Below are 580 nucleotides of genomic sequence, written 5' to 3'. Positions count from 1 at the left end.
CAAAGCCGGTCAGCTTGTCCTGATCAAGCACCCGGACAAAACCGAAGAACGCTTTAGCCGCGACGCCGAAGGTCGTTTGCTGGCCCACTCCGATGGCCTGGAACGCTGCACCACCTGGCGCTACACCGCTGCAGGTTTTATCGCCGAGCGCGTCGACGCCGCAGAACAAACCCTGCGCTACCGCTGGGACAAGCTTGGGCGCCTCGTTTCGCTGGAAAATGAAAACGAACGCAGCGCGCATTTTCACTACGACCCTGTGGGCCGGCTGCTGGAAGAGCGCGGCTTCGACAATCGCTCGACTCGCTATCAGTACGATCCGGAAACCGGCCGGCTTGCCGAAACTATTAACGGCCAGCGCACGATCGCGCTGACGTTCGATCCAGTAGGCCGCCTCACCGAACGCCGCGCCACCCTCGGCGACAAGTCCAAAAGCGAAACCTTTGCCTACGACGGCAATGGCCATCTGATCATGGCGACCAACGCCGTCAGCAAGCTGCAATGGTTTCACGACCCGGCCGGCAACCTGCTGCGCGAGCATCAGCATTACTCGAATCTGGACAAGCCACTGGTTGCCGTTTGG

Annotated in this window: 1 pseudogene; it reads left to right on the top strand. The window is 60.7% G+C overall.

Annotated elements, in window-relative coordinates:
* Positions 1-580 (top strand): annotated as a pseudogene (locus tag ACYAR8_RS23830) (RHS repeat-associated core domain-containing protein); the annotation flags it as partial.

The organism is Pseudomonas sp. HP_01 (assembly GCF_055284355.1).
Note: the sequence above shows the minus strand (reverse complement) of the source record. Positions and strands in the feature narration are given on the sequence as shown.